This is a genomic window from Kitasatospora sp. NPDC056181 (assembly GCF_042266225.1).
Classification (GTDB): domain Bacteria; phylum Actinomycetota; class Actinomycetes; order Streptomycetales; family Streptomycetaceae; genus Kitasatospora.
Genome location: NZ_JBHJUK010000002.1, coordinates 187,200 through 202,681 on the forward strand (window position 1 = coordinate 187,200; position 15,482 = coordinate 202,681).

Annotated in this window: 12 protein-coding genes; 3 read left to right on the forward strand and 9 right to left on the reverse strand. The window is 73.3% G+C overall.

Annotated elements, in window-relative coordinates:
* Positions 1-40: 40 nt before the first annotated feature.
* The 3 genes from ACFC1F_RS02010 to mce form a co-directional block, all read right to left on the reverse strand.
* Complete coding sequence (locus ACFC1F_RS02010) at positions 41-970, reverse strand: cellulose-binding protein (protein ID WP_148642894.1); 930 nt, start codon at positions 968-970, stop codon at positions 41-43.
* Positions 971-1,077: 107 nt separating this feature from the next.
* Entirely contained in the window at positions 1,078-5,538 is a 4,461-nt protein-coding gene (locus tag ACFC1F_RS02015; RefSeq protein WP_376154985.1) for a hypothetical protein, read from the reverse strand.
* Positions 5,539-6,065: 527 nt separating this feature from the next.
* On the reverse strand, positions 6,066-6,509 hold the full coding sequence (mce, locus tag ACFC1F_RS02020; RefSeq protein WP_148642892.1) for a methylmalonyl-CoA epimerase: 444 nt from the start codon (positions 6,507-6,509) through the stop codon (positions 6,066-6,068).
* 265 nt (positions 6,510-6,774) lie between these two features.
* Here mce and ACFC1F_RS02025 point away from each other — a divergent pair, with 265 nt between their 5' ends.
* Together ACFC1F_RS02025 and meaB are read left to right on the forward strand one after the other, a co-directional pair.
* Entirely contained in the window at positions 6,775-7,968 is a 1,194-nt protein-coding gene (locus ACFC1F_RS02025) for an acetyl-CoA C-acetyltransferase (RefSeq protein WP_148642891.1), read from the forward strand.
* A gap of 71 nt (positions 7,969-8,039) precedes the next feature.
* Positions 8,040-8,996, forward strand: a complete 957-nt coding sequence (gene meaB / locus ACFC1F_RS02030) for a methylmalonyl Co-A mutase-associated GTPase MeaB (protein WP_148642890.1) — start codon at positions 8,040-8,042, stop codon at positions 8,994-8,996.
* Between the two features lie 110 nt (positions 8,997-9,106).
* On the opposite strand, the gene ACFC1F_RS02035 is transcribed toward meaB, so the two are convergent.
* From ACFC1F_RS02035 to ACFC1F_RS02055, 5 genes are all read right to left on the reverse strand, one after another.
* On the reverse strand, positions 9,107-9,622 hold the full coding sequence (locus ACFC1F_RS02035; protein ID WP_148642889.1) for a MarR family winged helix-turn-helix transcriptional regulator: 516 nt from the start codon (positions 9,620-9,622) through the stop codon (positions 9,107-9,109).
* 165 nt (positions 9,623-9,787) lie between these two features.
* Positions 9,788-10,570: an AIM24 family protein gene (locus ACFC1F_RS02040; RefSeq protein WP_174315698.1), complete on the reverse strand. Its 783-nt coding sequence runs from the start codon at positions 10,568-10,570 to the stop codon at positions 9,788-9,790.
* A gap of 296 nt (positions 10,571-10,866) precedes the next feature.
* Entirely contained in the window at positions 10,867-11,517 is a 651-nt protein-coding gene (locus ACFC1F_RS02045; RefSeq protein WP_148642887.1) for an AIM24 family protein, read from the reverse strand.
* Positions 11,517-12,155, reverse strand: coding sequence for an AIM24 family protein (locus ACFC1F_RS02050; protein ID WP_209411310.1), 639 nt, complete (start codon positions 12,153-12,155; stop codon positions 11,517-11,519). The genes ACFC1F_RS02045 and ACFC1F_RS02050 overlap by 1 nt, the downstream gene beginning before the upstream one ends.
* An 86-nt stretch (positions 12,156-12,241) precedes the next feature.
* On the reverse strand, positions 12,242-13,024 hold the full coding sequence (locus ACFC1F_RS02055; RefSeq protein WP_376154988.1) for a DUF2127 domain-containing protein: 783 nt from the start codon (positions 13,022-13,024) through the stop codon (positions 12,242-12,244).
* A 283-nt stretch (positions 13,025-13,307) separates the two neighbouring features.
* Between ACFC1F_RS02055 and ACFC1F_RS02060 the strand changes: the two genes are divergently transcribed.
* Positions 13,308-13,646 carry a DUF3817 domain-containing protein gene (locus ACFC1F_RS02060; RefSeq protein WP_376154990.1) on the forward strand — a complete coding sequence of 113 codons (339 nt, stop codon included), beginning with the start codon at positions 13,308-13,310 and terminating at the stop codon, positions 13,644-13,646.
* 108 nt (positions 13,647-13,754) lie between these two features.
* Here the strand turns inward: ACFC1F_RS02060 and ACFC1F_RS02065 are convergent, their stop codons facing one another.
* Positions 13,755-15,368 (reverse strand): M4 family metallopeptidase, encoded by a 1,614-nt coding sequence (locus ACFC1F_RS02065; protein ID WP_209411314.1) that lies wholly within the window; start codon positions 15,366-15,368, stop codon positions 13,755-13,757.
* Positions 15,369-15,482 lie beyond the last annotated feature (114 nt).

Genomic DNA, 15,482 nt, shown 5'->3' on the forward strand with positions numbered 1-15,482 from the left:
GGCCCCCACCCCGGAGGGTGAGGGCCCGTCGTGCGCGGCGTCAGCGCGACTGCTGGGCGGGCACGCCCATGGTGTCGTCGTTCGGCAGCGACGCGGCGGCCACGGCCGCGCCGGTCAGCGTCGCCAGCATCTCGCGGACGTTGGTCAGCTGGGCGTTGATGCTGTCGCGGCGGTTGGTGAGCGCCGCCAGCTCGCGCTCGGATTCGCTGCGGATCCGGTCGGCCTTGGCGTTGGCGTCCGCCACGATGTCCTCGGACTGGCGCTGGGCCGTCTCGACGGTCTGGCGGGCCCGGCGCTCGGCGTCGGTGCGCAGCTTCTCGGCCTCCAGGCGCAGCTGCTCGGCCCGGTGCTCGATCTCGGCCAGGCGCTTCTCGGCCTTGGCCTGACGGGCGGCCAGGTCGCGCTCGGACTGCTCGCGGCGCTTGGCCAGGTTGGTCTCGAACTCCAGCGCGGCCTGGGCGGCCTTGGTGCGGGTCTCCTCGAAGAGGACGTCCGCCTCCTCACGCTTGTTCTGCGCGTCCTTGTTGGCCTCGGCGCGCAGCTGGGCGCTGTCGCTCTTGGCCTTGTCGACGATCCGCAGGCCCTCGTCCTCGGCCTTGGCCTTGCGGTCCTTGGCGTAGTTCTCGGCCTCGGTGCGGACCTGCTGGGCGGCGGCCTCGGCGAGCTCGCGGTGCTGCTCGGCGGCGCGGTGCGCCTCGTCGCGCAGGTCCTTGGCCTCCTCCTCGGCGAGCCGCAGGATCTTCTCGACGCGGGCGCCGAGACCGGCGTAGGAGGGCTCCGCCTCGGTGACCGCCGCCTGAGCGGTCTGGGTCTCCAGGTGGAGCTCCTCGATGCGCTTCTCCAGCGCGCTGATCCGGGTCAAGGCACTGTCACGGTCGGCCACCAGCTTGGTGATCCGCTCGTCGACCTGGGCGCGCTCGTACCCACGGCGCACCAGGTCGAAGCCGTGAGGGGAGTGACTGTCGCTCATGGGGTTCTGGGCTTCCTGTCGTCAAACCGCTGAGGTGGTTGAGGGAATCCTGACACGGTACCGGAGTGTCTACGGCGAAACGCCGTTGTCTCGCGGACAATGTCCGCTCAATCGGGTGGTGCGCTCTTGGAGCGATTGCCACCCGACCGGGGAGCGCCAACTCCGGCACCGGCCTTGGCACCCCCGTCCTTCTTGGTGTTGCTTCCCCCGTTGGCCTGTGCGACCGGTGATGGTGCCTCGAACGCCTCCAGCGCGGACAGCACGTCCTGCACCCTGGAGATCTCGGTGTTGATGTCCTTGCGGCGGCGCACCAGCTCGTCCAGCTCGCGCCGGCCCTCGTCGGTGACCCGCTTCGCCTCGGCCCGGGCCTCGGTGAGCAGCCGCTCGGACTCCGCCTTGGCCAGCTCGACCTGCTCGTTCGCCGACTCGTCGGCGGTCCGCAGCCGCTTCTCCGCCTCGGCCGACGCCGATTCGAGCCGCTCCTCCGCCTCGTCCTGCGCGGACTTCAGCTTCGCCTCCGCCTTGACGATCAGGGCCTCGGCGCGGTCGGTCGAGTCGGCGAGCTTGGTCTCGGCCTCCTTCAGCAGGCCCTCCGCCTTGCGGACGGCCGAGATCCGGACCTTGCTGGCCTCGGCGGACGCCTCCGAGGACAGCTCGTTGGCGCGCTCCTCGGCGGCCGCGACCAGCGCCGCCGCCCGCTCCTCGGCCTCGGTGACGGCGGCGATCGCCTGCTCCTCGGCCTCGGTCAGCTGCTCCTGGGCGGCCGTCACCAGCGCGTCCACCCGCTCGCCGGCCGACTTCATGGCCTGCGCGTTCTCCTTGCGGGCGCGCTCGTGCAGGGCCTCGACCTCGGCGTCGGTGCGCTCGCGCAGCTCCTCGGCGCGCTCGCGGATCGCGGTGGCGTCCCGGCGGGCCTCGGAGAGCAGCGCGTCGGCGTCGGACCGGCCCTTCTCGACCTCGGCCTGGCCGGCGGCCTCGCCGGCGGCGACCAGCCGGTCGGCCTCCTTGCGGGCGGCCGCGACCATCGCGTCGGCCTGCTCCTCGGCGGCGGCGGTGGTGGCCAGCGCGGTGGTCTGGGCGTCCTCGCCGAGCGCCTCGGCGTCCGCGAAGGCCTTCTCCAGCACGGACTTGGCCTGATCGCGGGTGGCCTTGTCGAACTGCTCGGCGGCCTCGCGGGTGTCGGCGTCGTACGCGTCGGCGCGGGCGTGGGTGGCCGCGTCGTACTCGTCCGCGAGGCCACGGGTGGCCAGCGCGTACTCCTCGGCCTCGGCCCGCAGTGAGGCGGCGAACTCCTCGGCCTCGGCGATCGCGGCGGCGGCCTGTGCCTCGGCGGCGGCCACCGTCCGGGCGGCCTGCGCCTCGGCGTCGGCGCGCTGCTGCTCGGCGGCCTCCTGGGCGGCCCGCAGCTCGGCCTCGGCGTCGGCGCGCAGCCGCTCGTCGTAGGCCTGCGCCTCGGCCCGCAGGCGGCCCAGCTCGGCCTCGGTGGCCTCGCGGTCGGCGGCCAGCTCCAGCTCGGTCTGCTCGCGCAGGGCGGCGGTCTCGGCGTCGGTGCGGGCCCGCAGGTCGGCGGTCTCCCGCTCGGCCACGGCCCGCTGCTCGGCGGTCTCGAAGTCGGCGAGGGCGCGCTGCTCGGAGGTCTCCCGGTCGGCGGTCTCGTGCAGTTCGGCGACGGCGAGGTCGGTCCGCTCGCGCAGCTCGGCGGTCTCCCGCTCGGCCAGCTCCCGCAGTTCGGCGCTCTCGCGGGCGGCGGTGTCGCGCAGTTCGGCGGCGGCCCGGCCGGCCTCCCGGCGCAGTTCGGCGGCTTCGGCCTCGGCGGTGGCCCGCAGCTCGGCGATCTGCTGCGAGGCGGCCTCGTGCATGCCGGCCACCGACTGGCGGACCTCGGCGGCCTCGTCCTCGGCGGCGGAGACCAGCTTGGCGCCTTCGGCCCCGGCGGCGGCGACCAGCTCCTCGCCCTCGGCACGGGCCTGCTCCAGCGCCTCCTGCGCCTCGGCGCGGACGGAGTCGGCGGTGGCACGGGCCTCGGACAGCTCCCGGCCGGCCTCGGCCCGGACGGTCTCGGCCTGCTCGGAAGCCAGCGCGAGATCGGCGTCGGCCCGCTCGCGCAGCGCCTTGGCGGCCTCCTCGGCCTCGGCCCGGCGCTTCTCGGCGGCGGCCCGGGCGCCCTCCAGCACCTCCTCGGCCTCGGTACGCAGGCGGGAGGTCTCGGCGGCGGTGCGCTCGGTGAGTTCTGCGGCGGCCTGCTCGGCCTCGCTGCGGACGCGGTCGGCGTGTGCGTCGGCGGCCTCCCGCAGGGCGGTCGTCTCGGCGGCGGTGCGCTCGGTCAGCTCGGCGGCGGCCTGCTCGGCCTGCTCGCGGGCGGTCCGGGCGGCCGACAGCTGTTCGGCGGTCTCCTCGCGCTCGCGGCGCAGCCCGGCGGCGGCCTCCTCGTGCTCGCGCCGGCTCTCCTCGCGCAGCGCGTCGGCGGCGGCCTCGGCCTCGGCCCGGGAGCGGGCCACCTCGGTGTCGGTCTCGGTGCGCAGCCGCTCGGCGTCGGCCACCGCGGCGTCCCGGACGGCGGAGGCCTCGGCCTGCGCGTCGGCCCGCAGCGCCTCCGCGGCGGAGGTCGCCTCGGCCCGCACCCGCTGGTCGAACTCGGTTGCTTCGCGGCGCAGTTCGGCCGTCTCGCGCTCGGCTGCGGCACGGTTCTCGGCGGCCGCGGCCTTGGCGGCGGCGAGCGCGTCCTGGCCCTGCTGCTCGGCGGCGGCGACGGTCTTCCCGGCCTCGGCGCGGGCCCGGGCCAGGGTCTGCTCGGCGCGCCCTTGGGTCTCGACGGCCTGTTCCTTGGCCTGCTCGCGCATCCGTTCGATCTCGGCGGCCGCGCCCGCGCGCAGCTCGTCGGCGTCGGACTTGGCCTTGGTGAGCAGCTCCTCGGCGTTCTTCGCCGACTCCTCGATCTGGACGACGGCCTGGCGGCGGGCCTCGCCGCGGACCCGGTCGGCCTCGGCGGCGGCCTGGGCGCGCAGCTCCTCGGCCTCGGCACGCAGCAGGGCGGCCTCGTCCTGCATCTCGCGGATCCGCTCGCGGACGGCCGCGGCGTCGTCCAGGGCGGCGTTCTGGGCCTGCTCGACGGCGGCCTGGGCCTGCTCGCGCAGCCGCTGCGCCTCGGCGGCGGCCTCGGTACGGATCCGCTCGGCCTCGGTGGCGGCGCCCGACCGGGCGGTCTCGGCGTCCTGGTTGGCCCTGGCGAGCACCTCCTCGGCCGTCTTGGCGGCCTTGGCGAGGTGGACGGTGGCGTCCTTGGCACCGGCCGCGCGGCCGGCCTCCTCGGCCTCGCTGCGCAGCTGCCGGGCGGCGGCCTCGGCCTGCGCCCGCAGTTCCGCGATGTCGCGTTCGGCCTGCGCCCGCATCTCGGCGATGGCGGCCTCGGCCTCGCCGCGCAGTTCGCCGGCCACCGACTCGGCGGTGGCGCGCAGCCGCTCGCTCTCCTCGGCGGCGGCCGCCTTGGCGGCCTCCGCCTCGGCCTGCTTGGTGGCGGCCTGGGCCTTGATGGCCTCGGCCTCCTTGGTGGCCTGGGCGACCATCCGGGCCACCTCGGCCCGGGCGGTCTGCGAGCGCTGCTCGCTGGCGGCCTCGCCGTCGGCGACCTTGCGTTCGGCGGCGGCCTCGGCGTCGGCCTGGAGCTGCTCGGCGGCGGCCTCGGCCTGGGCGCGCAGCTCGGCGGCCTCCCGACGGGTGCGCTCCGCCTCGGCGATCGCCTGGGCGCGCAGCCGCTCTATCTCGGCCTGGGCGTGGGCGAGCGCCTCCTGGGCGCGCTGCTGTTCGGCGGCGGCCTGTTCCTTGAGCCGGCCGATCTCGGCCTGTGCGGCGGCGAGCTGGTGCTCGGCGGCGACGTGGGCGGCGGCCAGCTGCTGCTGGGCCTCGCCGCGGGCGGCGTCCACGTCGGCGGCGGCCTGGGCGCCGGCCTGCTGGGCCTGCTCGGAGGCGGCGCGCAGCAGCCGTTCGGCGTCGCTCTGGGCGCGCTGGATGGCGGCCTCGGCGGCGGCCTGGGCCTCGCCACGGGCGGCGTCGACGTCGGCCGCGGTCTGCGCGCGGGCCTGGTCGGACAGGGCGGTGGCCTCGGCGCGGGCGGCGGCCATCAGCCGGTCGGCCTCGGCGCGGGCCTCCTGGAGCAGGCGCTGGGCCTCCTGCTCGGTGCCGGCCCGGGTCTGCTCGGCCCAGTTGACGTTCTCGTTGACGTGCTGTTCGGCGCTGCGCCGCAGCTCGGTGAGCTCGTCCTCCAGCTGGCGCCGGCGGGCGGCGAGCTCGGCCTCCAGCCGGGCGGTCCGCTCGGCGGCCTCGGCCATCAGGCGCTGGGTGGCCGCCTGGGAGTCGCGCAGGTGCCGCTCGGCGTCCGCGCGCAGCTGCTGGGCCTGCATCTCCGCGGTGCGGAGCATCTGCTCGGCCTGCCCGGACACCGCGTCGAAGGCGCGCGGCTGGGCGAGCATGCGGCGGGACTCGTGCAGCTTGGCCCGGAGCACCTCCACCTGGTAGGCGAGGTCTTCGGCATGCTCGGCCGCCTTGTCCCGCTCCTTCCGAGTCCGATCCATGTCGGCCTCGAACTGGGAGAGGTGATCGTCAGCCTCGTAGCCCCGCACTCCGCGGTCCCATCCATCTCCTGGTTGCGTCCTCGACCCGGCCGTTCCCGGGCACCCGCTGTCCGGGGCCCCGGTCCGACTGGTCCTTGCATCCGCAGCCGGTGGACGACCCCTTGTTCAGCAGGGGGCGTCCGCCGCGGTCGTCGAAGCCCTGGCCGGGAGCGCGGTGGTTCCGCGTTCCCCCGTCCGGGTGGACTTCTGGGCGAACTCTTGCCTGTGGAGAATGGTGACAGATCCGATGCGACTGTTCAGCCGTGCCCGCGTAATGGACTCCCCTGACGGGCCGACCACCGGAGGGCGGACGGGCCTGTCGTCGGCCGTGCCCGTCGTCCCCGTCCCCCGGAGTCTTCGCGCACCTGGGCATTGTAGTGGGAGCGCCCTGCGGGGGAATGGCCGCGTGGGGGTTTTCCGGGCAGAGGGCGACATTACTGACGAGTCACCAGTGGGTGCCGCCCGTCGGCGGCACCCGCCGGGAGGTTTCAGTGGGCCGTGTGATCGCCCGGTTCGGCCGAGGTGACCAGCTCGGTCAGCACGCCGCCGCAGTCCTTCGGGTGCAGGAAGGTGATCCGCGAGCCCATCGAGCCGATCCGCGGCTGGTCGTAGAGGACGCGGACGCCCTTGGCGCGGATGTCCTCGGAGTCGCCGTCCACGTCGGCGGTGCCGAAGGCGATGTGGTGGACGCCCTCGCCGTTCTTCTCCAGCCACTTGGCGACGGTCGAGTCGGGCCGGGTGGGCTCCAGCAGCTGGAGGTAGGAGGCGCCGCCGTCGCCGGTGTCGTTGATCTTGAGCATGGCCTCGCGCACCCCCTGCTCCTCGTTCACCTCGCTGTGGAACACCTCGAAGCCGTAGGTGGCGCGGTAGAACTCGACCGTCTTGTCGAGGTCGCGGCAGGCGATGCCGATGTGGTCGATGCGGGTCAGCACGGGGGCCTCCGGGTCTGGGCGGGCAACGGGACGGCAACAGTGCAGCGCATGCGGCCGGAGCGCGCCAGCGATGGGGGTGCGAGCCTGCTCACACGGTGTGGACGCGGCCGGTTGCGGCGGGGTTCACCCGGACCGGCTTGACACGGTGTTGACTGGACAGTGCCAGTGCGCTCGATCACACCGTCGCTCCGGTGACGGGCGGGTTACAGGTCAGTACATTGAGCGGCATCCACACCTGGCCACGACGTGCGAAGGGGCTCGTCCCATGACCAACACCACCTCTGTGATCGTTGCCGGTGCGCGGACCCCGATGGGTCGCCTGCTCGGTTCGCTCAAGGGCTTCTCCGGCGCCGACCTCGGCGGCTTCGCGATCAAGGCCGCCGTCGAGCGGGCCGGCATCGCGGGTGACCAGGTCCAGTACGTGATCATGGGCCAGGTGCTCCAGGCCGGCGCCGGCCAGATCCCGGCCCGCCAGGCCGCCGTCAAGGCCGGCATCCCGATGAACGTCCCGGCGCTCACCATCAACAAGGTGTGTCTCTCCGGCCTGGACGCCATCGCGCTGGCCGACCAGCTGATCCGCGCCGGCGAGTTCGACATCGTGGTGGCCGGCGGCCAGGAGTCGATGACCAACGCCCCGCACCTGCTGCCGAAGTCCCGCGAGGGCTACAAGTACGGCGCGATCGAGCTGCTGGACGCGATGGCCCACGACGGCCTGACCGACGCCTACGAGAACATCCCGATGGGCGAGTCCACCGAGAAGCACAACACCCGCCTGGGCATCCCGCGCGACGTCCAGGACGAGATCGCCGCCGCCTCGCACCAGCGGGCCGCCAAGGCGCAGCAGAACGGCGTCTTCGACGCCGAGATCGTCCCGGTCGAGATCCCGCAGCGCAGGGGCGAGCCGGTCGTCTTCAGCCAGGACGAGGGCATCCGCGCGGACACCACCGTCGAGGGCCTGGCCAAGCTGCGCCCGGCCTTCACCAAGGACGGCACGATCACCGCCGGCACCTCCTCGCAGATCTCCGACGGCGCCGCCGCCGTGGTCGTGATGAGCAAGGCCAAGGCCGAGGAGCTGGGCCTGACCTGGATCGCCGAGATCGGCGCGCACGGCAACGTCGCCGGCCCGGACAACTCGCTGCAGTCGCAGCCGTCCAACGCGATCAAGCACGCGCTGGCCAAGGAGGGCCTGACGGCCGCCGACCTCGACCTGATCGAGATCAACGAGGCCTTCGCGGCCGTCGCCCACCAGTCGACGAAGGACCTGGGCGTCTCCTCCGACATCGTCAACGTCAACGGCGGCGCGATCGCGCTCGGCCACCCGATCGGCATGTCCGGCGCCCGCGTGGTGCTGCACCTGGCGCTGGAGCTCCAGCGGCGCGGCGGCGGCGTCGGTGCGGCCGCCCTCTGCGGTGGTGGCGGCCAGGGTGACGCGCTGATCGTCAGGGTTCCGAAGGCCTGATCGTCCGACATATCTTCGGGGCTGCGGACCGCCACAAGCGGTCCGCGGCCCCGACCCGTAAGGAGATCCCGATGATCGATGTCGCGACGCTGGTCGAGCAGGCCCGGCAGGGCCGTCCGCGTGCCGTCGCCCGGCTGATCTCGCTGGTCGAGAACGCCGCCCCGCAGCTGCGCGAGGCGATGGCGGCGCTCGCGCCGTACACCGGCCGGGCCTACACCGTCGGGCTGACCGGGTCGCCGGGCGTGGGCAAGTCGACCTCCACCTCGGCGCTGGTCTCCGCCTACCGCCGGCTCGGCAAGCGCGTCGGGGTGCTGGCCGTCGACCCGTCCTCGCCGTTCTCCGGCGGTGCTCTCCTGGGCGACCGGGTCCGGATGCAGGACCACGCCACCGACCCGGAGGTCTTCATCCGCTCGATGGCCACCCGCGGCCACCTCGGCGGCCTCTCCTGGGCCGCCCCGCAGGCGCTGCGGGTGCTGGACGCGGCGGGCTGCGACGTGATCCTGGTCGAGACCGTCGGCGTCGGCCAGTCCGAGGTGGAGGTCGCCGCCCAGGCGGACACCACGGTGGTGCTGCTCGCCCCCGGGATGGGCGACGGCATCCAGGCCGCCAAGGCCGGGATCCTGGAGATCGGCGACCTCTTCGTGGTCAACAAGGCCGACCGGGACGGCGCCGACGCCACCGCCCGGGAGCTGAACCACATGCTCGGCCTGGGCGAGGCCCGCGAGGCGGGGGACTGGCGCCCGCCGATCGTCAAGACGGTCGCGGCCCGCGGCGAGGGCGTGGACGAGGTGGTCGAGGCGCTGGAGAAGCACCGCGCCTGGCTGGAGGAGCACGGCGAGCTGGCCGCGCGCCGCCGCCGCCGGGCGGCCGACGAGGTCGAGGCGATCGCGCTGGCCGCACTGCGGGCCCGGATCGGCGACCTGCACGGCGACCGCCACCTGGTCACCCTGGCCGAGCGGGTGGTGGCCGGCGAGCTGGACCCGTACGGGGCCGCCGACGAGCTGGTCGCCGGGCTCACCCGGGGCTGAACGCACGCAGGAGGGCCGGTCCCCCGTCGGGTACGGGGGACCGGCCCTCGGGCGTTCCGGGCGTCCCCGGCCCCCGGCCCGGAGAGGGGCGGAAGGGGACGGGGTGGCGGCTAGGAGCGGCCGCGCAGCCCGCGCAGGTGCTCGGCGACCGGGGCCAGCGCCTCGTACATCGCGTCCAGCTGCTCGGGCGTGAAGCGGTCGATGAAGTGCGCCCGGACGCTGCGCACGTGGTCCGGGGCGACCTTCTGCATGGTCGCCCAGCCCTGCTCGGTGAGGTGGGCGTAGAGGCCGCGCCGGTCGCCCGGGCACTCCTGCCGCAGGACCAGCCCGGCCGTCTCCATCCGGGTGATCTGGTGCGAGAGCCGGCTCTTGGACTGGAGCGTGGCGGTGGCCAGGTCGGTCATCCGCATCCGCCGCTCGGGCGCCTCGGAGAGCACGACCAGGATCTCGTAGTCGTTGATCGCGAGGCCGTGGGGCTGGAGTTCGCGGCCGAGCTGGTAGTCGAGCAGCTTGGCGACCTCCAGGTGGGCGCGCCACAGCCGCTGCTCCGTGGCGGTCAGCCAGGGAGTCTCCTCCTCGGGGCCCGGTGGGGAGACGTCCGCGGCGTCGGCTGTGTGCGTATCCATGGGGGACAGCATACCGCATTTAGTTAAATCTTGTACAACTTGCCGGGTCCGTCCGGGGCTGTCCGGCCCCACCGGCCCTACCGGCTCGTCCGGCCCGCGGACCCGTGGAGACCCGCGGACCCGTGGGGGCCACGGACCTGGACGGACCCGCGGGCCGGTGGAGGTTCACAGCCCGAAGCGCCGTCCGAGGTCGCCCAGGTTACCGAGACCCGGCACGTTGACGTTGGGCAGCTGGCTGCCGTGGCCGGACGCGTGCTGCGACGGCACCCCGCCCATCGGCACGCCCGCCTCGGCGTGCACCTGGCCGACCGCGCGCTCGGCCATCAGGACCTCGGTCGACTGCAGCAGCACCTGGCCGGCACCGATGAACTCGAACTGGTGCTCCTCGCCGGACGCCCCGCCCAGCCCGGTCAGCCGGCGGATGCCGCCGATCACCCCGTGCATGTAGTCGTGGTCGTAGTGGTGGCACGGCGCCGGGCAGTCGGCCCAGCCGACCAGTGCCTGCGGGTCGACCCGGATCGGCGGCTCGACGAAGTGCACCGGGCCGTTGGAGGCGGCCACGAACTTGCCGGTGCCGATCAGGGTCAGGAAGCCGGGGATGATCGACTGCTTGAGCCGCAGCGTCGGCTCGTACGCCAGCAGGTTGCCCGAACGGACGGTCAGGTTCCCCTCCTCCAGGTCGTAGGAGTTGAGGTCGAACGCCCGGTCGGCCAGCAGCAGCTTGCCCCGGCCCTCGGCGACCACCCAGTCCGCCGCGTGCATCGGCGAGTTGAAGTGCTGGCCGAGCATCCGGTCGATCGCGCCGGCGCCGACGCCCTTGAAGGAGATGTCGCCGTAGTAGGCGATCATCTTGCCCTTCTGCAGGAAGTACGACCCGTTCAGGTCCACCGAGAAGGCGTACGGGTTGACGTTGTCGTTGACCGGCAGGCTGTGCGCGTCGTGCACCACCGGGCCGGAGCCGTCCTGCGCCTTGGGGAGCGGGGCCTGGGCGCCGCCGAACTGCTCCTGGGCGTACTGCTGCGGCGGCTGCGCCGGGTAGCCCTGCTGGGGATGGCCCTGCTGGGGGTGGCCGTGAGGCGGCGGCGGGTAGCCCTGGCCGGGCGGCGGGCCGTAGCCGGGCGGCGGCGGGGCGGCCGGGAAGCCGGGCTGGGTGGGCTGGTTGTACGGCGACGGCTGGCCGTACGGCTGCTGCTGGCCGTACGGGTCGTTCGGCTGCCCGTACGGGGGCTGCGGCGGGTAGGACATCAGAGCTTCTCCTCGCTCGCCTGCACGAACACGGTGCCGTTGCCGGACAGCTCCAGCTGGAACGCCTCGCCGGAGCCGCGTCCGATCATGTCGCGCCACCCCAGCGCGGTGGACAGCTTGTTCTGGACCTGGCCGCGGTGCGCGACGTAGGCCTGGGGGTCGACGTGCACCGGCTGGTGCGGGGTGATGGGCAGCTCGAAGACGCCGCCGTGGGCCATCACCGCGACCGAACCGTGGCCGTCCAGCTTGGTGGTGAACAGGCCCTGGCCGGTCACCTGGCCGCGGACCATGCCCATCACACCGCCCTGCGAGCCCATGAACATGGTGGACTGCTGGAGCGAGCCGTCGAAGGCCAGCAGCCGGTCCGCCTCGACGTACAGGGTGTCGCCGGCCAGCTCGATCACGTGCACGTGGTGGCCGCCGTGGCCGAACATCACGGTGCCCTGGCCCTCGACCGTCATCAGCGGGGTGTCCTCGTTGGCCACCCGGCGGCCGATCATCGACATGACCCCGCCCTGCCCGCCGGTGATGTTCGGCGTGAACCGGACCTCGCCGGTGTACGCGAGCATCGCGCCGCGCTGGCTGAACAGCCGCTGCCCGGGGACGACCCGGGCCTCGATCATCTTGTTGTTGATCCTGGTGAACGGCATCAGACGTCGCCCCCGACGGTCAGCTTCTCGGACGGCTGCACGTACACCAGGCCCTCGCCGGTGAACTCCACCTGGACGGCCTCACCGCCGCCCTCGCCGATGAACGTCGTCCAGCCGGCCCCCGACTTGAGGCTGCGGCTCAGATTGCCGGTGTGCGCCACGTACGCCCCCGGGTCCACCCGCAGCGGCATGCCCTGGGTGACCCGCAGGATGATCGCCGGCCCCTTGGAGGTGACGGCGGCCCAGCCGCTGCCCTCGACCTTGGTGGTGAACAGGCCGTTGCCGGACGAGATGCCGTTCAGACCGGTGAAGGTGGTGCCGGTGCGCAGCGTGCCCTCGGTGCAGAGCAGGTTGTCCGACTCGACGTAGAGCGTCTCGCCGTTCAACCGGACGAGGTTGATCTCGGTGGCCTTGTCGGCGAAGTAGCAGGTGCCCTGCCCCTTCACCTCCATGACCGTCATCTGCTCGCCGGTCAGCCTGCGCGTGACCATGCCGCGCAGGCCGTCACCACCGCCGCTGAGCTTCTTGAAGCTCATCTGGCCGCTGTACGCGACCATCGAGCCGTTTCTGGCTTTCACGCCGTCGCCCGTCATGTCGACGGCGAGCGTCTTGGACCCCTGGAGTCGAAACTGTGCCACCGCCGCAATGTAGCCGCATCGGGCGGCCGCCGGGGAGAGGGAGGCGGCGTTCTGGTACCGCTCTGCGACAAATGCCCGGATCGGGCTCAGGTGTGCGCACCGTGCGGGACCGCCCCGGCGGCCAGCTCCACCTCCAGCAGCGAGGCCGAGTGGCGTTCGGCCTCGAAGGCCACCACGCCGCCGCGCAGGCCGAACAGACGCTTGGAGAGCAGGATCCAGAGCACGGCGACGATGTTCAGCACCAGGGTGCCGATCTTCAGGGCGCTGACGTGCTCGGTCAGCTCGTACGCCTCCAGCGGGAGGAAGGCCGCGGTGGCCACCACCGTGAGGTACTCGGCCCAGCGCCTGCCGAGCCAGAGGCCGTACGCCTCGACGATCTCGATCAGCGCGTAGACCAGGAGCGCGCCCGCGACGATCAGCAGGGTGCTGTGCTTGTAGTCGAAGGTCTTGCGGATGGTGTCGGCTATCGGTGAGTGTTCGAGGTCCCAGTGGAAGTGCTCGGTCACCGGCCGGAACACCGTCAGGTTCTCGTCGAAGACCCGGCGCACCGCGTCCTGGCTGTTGGAGAACTTCCAGACGCCCCAGGCCACCACGACGATCAGCAGCCCGCGCAGCAGCCGTTCGACGGCCAGGAAGCGGAGGATGAAGAGGTCCCGCAGGGCCTTGCCGCGCGGCACCAGTGGCGCCTCCTCGGCCGGCCCGGAGCCGTGCGGGGCGCCGAGCGCGAAGTCGCCGCAGCGCAGGCAGCGCCAGGCGTCGCCGAGTGCGGTCGCCGCGTGCAGGCGGCGGTTCAGCTCGGGCTCGGCCGGCGCGTAGGTGACGTGCCCGCGCCGGGCGCAGGTCCTTCGGTCCCAGTCCAGCTTGAACATCGGTGGTACCCCCGTGGTGCTGCGATGCGGACGGCTCCCGGATCGCCGGGGCGCGGCAGCAGGATAGGGGCGCCGGCCGGCCCGGCGCCGCGACCGGGGGCGATCTGCTGCAGGGCTGTGACATCCGGGGCCGTGGCGCAGGGGGCCGTGAGGCCGTGGGCCGTGACGTCCGGGGTGTGACGTCCGGCACGGGGGAGCACCCCGGCCGGGGGCTCGGACATGTGCTCGGTGATAATGGCGGGGATGCTTGTGAGCCGGTTCACAAGCGATCTTCGACTCCGGTATGAGGTACGCCATCGTGAACAGCAGTGCCGTCCACCGCCTGCGCCTGGTCTCCGCCCCCGAGGGCCTCTCCTTCCTCCTGCTCCTGGTCTGTTCCGTGCTCAAGCGCACCACCAGCTTCGACGCGGTCCCGGTGATGGGCATGGTCCACGGGATCCTGTTCATCCTCTACGTGGTGTTCTGGATCATGGCCTGGCAGGCGCAGAAGTGGGACGTGAAGCGCGGCGCCCTGCTCTTCGTCCTCTCGGTGCTGCCCACCGGCGGGTTCTTCGCCGAGCGTCTCCTCAAGAAGGAGGAGCTCGGCGTGGCGGCCCCGGCCCGCGAGCCCGCCGCCGCCTGACCCGCGGCCCGGACCGCCGGACCGCCGGACGGCCGACAGGCTGCCGGGGCCTCCTCTCCCAGAGGGCCCCGGCAGCCTGCCGTCTTTTCCAGGGGTGGTCCGCCGGGGCTAGTTGACGTTGACCGCGCTCCAGGCCGCGGCCACCGTCTTGTACTCGGTGCTGGTGGCGCCGTACAGGTCGGAGGCCGCCTTCAGGGTCGCGGTGCGCGCGGCCTTGTAGTTGGTGGTCGAGGTGAAGTAGACGGTCAGGGCGCGGTACCAGATCGCGGCCGCCTTGTTCCGGCCGATGCCGGTGACCGTGGAGCCGTTGGAGGTCGGGCTGTTGTAGCTGACGCCGTTGATGGTCTTGGCGCCGCTGCCCTCGGCCAGCAGGTAGAAGAAGTGGTTGGCCACGCCCGAGGAGTAGTGGACGTCCACGTTGCCGACCCCGGAGTACCAGGAGTCCTTGGACGCGCCGTCCTTGGAGGGCTTGTCCATGTAGCGCAGCGGGGTGCCGTTGCCGTTGATGTTGAGCTTCTCGCCGATCAGGTAGTCGGGCACGTCCACCGGCAGGTTGGCGTACCACTCGACCATGGTGCCGAAGATGTCCGAGGTGGCCTCGTTGAGACCGCCGGACTCGCCGGAGTAGACCAGGCCGGCGGTGGCGGAGGTGACGCCGTGGGTCATCTCGTGGCCCGCCACGTCGATCGCGGTCAGCGGGTGGGTGTTGCCGGAGCCGTCGCCGTAGGTCATGCAGAAGCAGGAGTCGTTCCAGAACGCGTTGACGTAGTTGGAGCCGTAGTGGACCCGGCTGCTCGCGCCGACGCCGTTGTTCTTGATGCCGCTGCGGCCGAAGGTGTTCTTGTAGTAGTCCCAGGTCGCACCGGCGCCGAACTGCGCGTCCACGGCGGCGGACTGGGTGTTGGAGGCGAGGCCGTTGCCCCAGACGTTGTCCGCGTCGGTGTACAGCGCGTTCGAGGACGCGGCGTTGCCGGTCCACTGGTTGCCCCGCGAGCCGTCCTTGAGCTGGTAGGTCGAGCCGCTCTGGGTGGTGGTCAGGGTGACCGAGCCGACGTTGACGCCCTTGCCGCTCCCGGTCGCGGTCTGGAACTCCTCGTGGGTGGAGAGCACCTCGCCGGTGGCCGCGTCGGTGACCAGCCGCTGGCTGCTCGGGGTGCCGTCGGCCCGCTGGCCCTGCACCACCGTCTGGTACGCCAGCCGCGGGCTGCCGTCGGCGGCCCAGACCACCAGGGTGGCCGCGCCCGCGCCGTCGACCCGGCTGATCGCCGCCTCGTCCTTGTCCGCCGCGATGCCGACGGTGGCCCGGACCGCGCCGAGCGCCTGGGCGGAGGCCTTGTCGGCGGAGAGCGCCGGGGTGAGGCTGGGCAGCGACAGCTGCCCGGTGAAGGCGCGGTCCACCGAGGTGATCGAGCCGTTGGACTTCTGGTGCACCACCAGGTCACCGCCGATCACCGGCAGGCCGCCGAGCGTCCGCTCGTAGCGCAGGTGGCGGTCGCCGTTGGCGTCCAGCACCGCGTCCTTGACGACGAGCCGCTCCTGGCCGCCGAGCGCGAGCGACTGCGCCACCGGGGCGGCCTCGCCGCCGGCCAGGGCGATCAGGGCGTCGCGCTGCTGGGCGACGGAGGGCGCGGAGGCCTGGGCGGGGGCCGCGGCGACCTGGATGGCGCCGGCCAGCAGGGCGGTGGCGGAGAGTACGGCGCCGGCTGTCAGCTTTCGCTTCACGTACGGGGTTCCTTCCACGAAACCGCGTGTGCGCGGTCACGCCGCATACCGGGGCGCCGGGGGTGGCGCCTTGGGGCGGTAGGGCGCTGACGTGCTTGCTCCCGTGCGGTCCAG

What these genes read in the sequence shown, in the direction of transcription:
- ACFC1F_RS02060 (WP_376154990.1), top strand. Translation starts at nt 13,308, where the DNA reads ATGAGGTACGCCATCGTGAACAGCAGTGCCGTCCACCGCCTGCGCCTG.
- ACFC1F_RS02010 (WP_148642894.1), bottom strand. Translation starts at nt 970, where the DNA reads ATGAGCGACAGTCACTCCCCTCACGGCTTCGACCTGGTGCGCCGTGGG.
- ACFC1F_RS02025 (WP_148642891.1), top strand. Translation starts at nt 6,775, where the DNA reads ATGACCAACACCACCTCTGTGATCGTTGCCGGTGCGCGGACCCCGATG.
- ACFC1F_RS02055 (WP_376154988.1), bottom strand. Translation starts at nt 13,024, where the DNA reads ATGTTCAAGCTGGACTGGGACCGAAGGACCTGCGCCCGGCGCGGGCAC.
- meaB (WP_148642890.1), top strand. Translation starts at nt 8,040, where the DNA reads ATGATCGATGTCGCGACGCTGGTCGAGCAGGCCCGGCAGGGCCGTCCG.
- ACFC1F_RS02015 (WP_376154985.1), bottom strand. Translation starts at nt 5,538, where the DNA reads ATGGATCGGACTCGGAAGGAGCGGGACAAGGCGGCCGAGCATGCCGAA.
- ACFC1F_RS02035 (WP_148642889.1), bottom strand. Translation starts at nt 9,622, where the DNA reads ATGGATACGCACACAGCCGACGCCGCGGACGTCTCCCCACCGGGCCCC.
- ACFC1F_RS02045 (WP_148642887.1), bottom strand. Translation starts at nt 11,517, where the DNA reads ATGCCGTTCACCAGGATCAACAACAAGATGATCGAGGCCCGGGTCGTC.